This window comes from Actinophytocola sp., assembly GCF_035942955.1.
GTDB lineage: Bacteria > Actinomycetota > Actinomycetes > Mycobacteriales > Pseudonocardiaceae > DASYTH01.
The window spans coordinates 1-4016 of sequence record NZ_DASZCQ010000249.1 but is presented as its reverse complement, the minus strand read 5'-3'; the positions used below and the strand labels follow the sequence as shown (position 1 = coordinate 4016).

At 68.8% G+C, this 4016-nt stretch carries 1 protein-coding gene; it reads left to right on the top strand.

The annotated features are described in order from the left end of the window. Positions 1-78 precede the first annotated feature (78 nt). Entirely contained in the window at positions 79-3978 is a 3900-nt protein-coding gene (locus VGX25_RS25780) for a DNA-directed RNA polymerase subunit beta' (protein ID WP_326920489.1), read from the top strand. Positions 3979-4016: the final 38 nt, after the last annotated feature.

The window sequence follows — 4016 nt, the reverse complement described above, 5'->3', positions numbered from 1 at the left end:
CGGCGGCGGCCCGACCGCCGCCGGGCGCAGGCCCGATCCCCCATCACGGCACATCAAACAAAGGGGAGAAGAACCGACGTGCTGGACGTCAACTTCTTCGACGAGCTCCGCATCGGCCTGGCGACCGCCGACGACATCCGTCAGTGGTCCTACGGCGAGGTGAAGAAGCCGGAAACCATCAACTACCGCACGCTCAAGCCGGAGAAGGACGGCTTGTTCTGCGAGAAGATCTTCGGTCCCACCCGGGACTGGGAGTGCTACTGCGGCAAGTACAAGCGGGTGCGCTTCAAGGGCATCATCTGTGAGCGGTGTGGTGTCGAGGTCACCAGGGCCAAGGTCCGCCGGGAGCGGATGGGCCACATCGAGCTGGCCGCGCCGGTCACGCACATCTGGTACTTCAAGGGTGTGCCGAGCCGGCTGGGCTACCTGCTCGACCTGGCCCCGAAGGACCTCGAGAAGATCATCTACTTCGCCGCGTACGTGATCACCGGGGTGAACACCGAGCTGCGGCACAACGACCAGCCGACCCTTGAGAGCGAGATGGGGGTCGAGCGCAAGCAGGTCGAGGCCAAGCGGGACGCCGACATCGAGGCGCGGGCCCAAAAGCTGGAGGCCGACCTGGCCCAGCTCGAGGCCGAGGGCGCCAAGAGCGACGTGCGCCGCAAGGTCAAGGAGGGCGGCGAGCGCGAGATGCGCCAGATCCGCGACCGGGCCCAGCGCGAGCTGGACCGGCTCGAGGAGATCTGGACCACCTTCACCAAGCTCGAGCCCAAGCAGCTGATCGCCGACGAGGTGCTCTACCGCGAGCTGACCGACCGGTACGGCGACTACTTCACCGGCGGCATGGGCGCCGAGGCGATCCAGAAGTTGGCCGCCGAGTTCGACGTGGAGGCCGAGGCCGAGAGCCTGCGCGAGACCATCCGCAGCGGCAAGGGGCAGAAGAAGCTCCGCGCCCTCAAGCGGCTCAAGGTGGTCGCCGCGTTCTCCTCGACGAGCAACTCGCCGATGGGCATGGTGCTGGACTGCATCCCGGTGATCCCGCCGGACCTGCGGCCGATGGTCCAGCTCGACGGTGGCCGGTTCGCCACCTCCGACCTCAACGACCTGTACCGCCGCGTGATCAACCGGAACAACCGGTTGAAGCGACTGATCGACCTCGGCGCGCCCGAGATCATCGTCAACAACGAGAAGCGGATGCTGCAGGAGGCCGTGGACGCGCTGTTCGACAATGGCCGCCGCGGGCGCCCGGTCACCGGTCCCGGCAACCGGCCGCTGAAGTCGCTGTCCGACCTGCTCAAGGGCAAGCAGGGCCGGTTCCGCCAGAACCTGCTCGGCAAGCGCGTCGACTACTCGGGCCGGTCGGTGATCGTGGTCGGTCCGCAGCTCAAGCTGCACCAGTGCGGCCTGCCCAAGGCCATGGCGCTTGAGCTGTTCAAGCCGTTCGTGATGAAGCGGCTGGTCGACCTCAACCACGCGCAGAACATCAAGTCCGCCAAGCGGATGGTGGAGCGGGCCCGGCCGGCGGTGTGGGACGTGCTCGAGGAGGTCATCACCGAGCACCCGGTGCTGCTCAACCGGGCGCCGACGCTGCACCGCCTCGGCATCCAGGCCTTCGAGCCGCAGCTGGTCGAGGGCAAGGCGATCCAGCTGCACCCGCTGGTCTGCGAGGCGTTCAACGCCGACTTCGACGGCGACCAGATGGCGGTGCACCTGCCGCTGTCCGCCGAGGCGCAGGCCGAGGCCCGGATCCTGATGCTGTCGTCGAACAACATCCTGTCCCCGGCCTCCGGGCGGCCGCTGGCCATGCCGCGGCTGGACATGGTCACCGGGCTGTTCCACCTGACCAAGCTCAAGGAGGACGGCACGGGCGCGGGCCTGGCGTTCGCGTCGCCGGCCGAGGCCATCATGGCCTTCGACCGCAAGGTGATCGAGCTGCAGTCGCCGATCAAGGTCCGGATCCACGACCGCACGCCGTCGCCGGCCGACCGGCCGGACGGCTGGGAGCCGGGCACGATGTGGCTGGCCGAGACCACGCTGGGCCGGGTGCTGTTCAACGACCTGCTGCCGGAGGACTACCCGTTCGTCAACGAGGAGATGCCCAAGAAGCGGCAGGCCGCGATCGTCAACGACCTGGCCGAGCGGTACCCGATGGTCACCGTGGCGCGGACGCTGGACAAGCTCAAGGACGCCGGCTTCTACTGGGCCACCCGGTCCGGGGTCACGATCGCCATCTCCGACGTCGTGGTTCCGCCGGGCAAGCAGGAGATCCTCGACGCCTACGAGAAGAAGGCCGACGCGGTCGAGAAGCGCTACCAGCGCGGGCAGCTGTCCCACGCCGAGCGCAACAACGAGCTGGTCAAGGTCTGGGGCCAGGCGACCGAGGAGGTCGCGGCGGCCATGGAGGAGCACTTCCCCGAGGACAACCCGATCCCGATGATCGTGAAGTCGGGTGCGGCGGGCAACATGACCCAGGTCCGGTCGCTGGCCGGGATGCGTGGTCTGGTGTCCAACCCGAAGGGCGAGTACATCCCCCGTCCGATCAAGGCCAACTTCCGCGAGGGCCTTTCCGTGCTGGAGTACTTCATCGCCACGCACGGCGCCCGCAAGGGTCTGGCCGACACCGCGCTGCGGACCGCCGACTCGGGTTACCTGACCCGGCGTCTGGTGGACGTGTCGCAGGACGTCATCGTGCGGGAGATCGACTGCGGCACCAGCCGCGGCATCATCATGCCGGTCGGTGAGCCCGGTCCGGACGGCGTTATCCGCGACGCGCACGTCGAGACCAGCGTCTACGCGCGCACGCTCGCCGAGGACATCTCCGACGAGGACGGCAACATCCTGCTCAACCGCGGGGACGACCTCGGCGACCCGGCGATCGAGAAGCTGATCGGCGCGGGCGTGACCAGGGCCAAGGTGCGCAGCGTGCTCACCTGCGAGTCGGTGGTCGGGGTGTGCGCCACCTGCTACGGCCGCTCGATGGCCACCGGCCAGCTCGTCGACGTCGGCGAGGCGGTCGGCATCGTGGCCGCGCAGTCGATCGGTGAGCCGGGCACGCAGCTGACCATGCGCACCTTCCACCAGGGTGGCGTCGCCGGTGAGGACATCACCACGGGTCTGCCCCGGGTGCAGGAGCTGTTCGAGGCCCGCGTGCCGAAGGGCAAGGCGCCGATCGCCGACGTGGACGGTCGGGTGCGGATCGAGGACGGCGACCGGTACTGGAAGATCACGCTGATCCCGGACGACGGCAGCGAGGAGATCGTCCTGGACAAGCTGTCCAAGCGGCAGCGGCTGGCGCTGACCCCGTCCGGCCTTCCGCTGGCCGACGGCGACCACGTCAAGGTCGGGCAGCAGCTGCTCGAGGGCACCCCGGACCCGCACGAGGTGCTGCGGGTCATGGGTCCGCGCGAGGCCCAGCTGCACCTGGTCCAGGAGGTCCAGAAGGTCTACCGGGCGCAGGGTGTGTCGATCCACGACAAGCACATCGAGGTGATCGTCCGGCAGATGCTGCGCCGGGTGACGATCCTCGACTCCGGTTCCACCGAGTTCCTCCCCGGTGCTCTGGTGGAGCGCGCCGAGTTCGAGTCGGAGAACCGCCGCGTGGTCGCCGGCGGTGGCGAGCCGGCCTCCGGCCGTCCGGTCCTGATGGGCATCACGAAGGCCTCGCTGGCCACCGACTCGTGGCTGTCCGCGGCCTCCTTCCAGGAGACCACCCGCGTGCTCACCGACGCGGCCATCAACGGCCGGTCGGACAAGCTCGTGGGCCTGAAGGAGAACGTGATCATCGGCAAGCTGATCCCCGCCGGCACCGGGATCAACAAGTACCGGAACATCCAGGTGCAGCCGACCGAGGAGGCCCGGGTCGCCGCCTACGCGATCCCGTCCTACGACGACGGCTACTACACCCCGGACGTCTTCGGCACCGGCACCGGCCCGGCGGTCCCGCTCGACGACTACGACTTCGGGCGCGACTACCGCTGACAGATGGCCTGAAGGCCGCCTTCGCCACACGCGAAGGC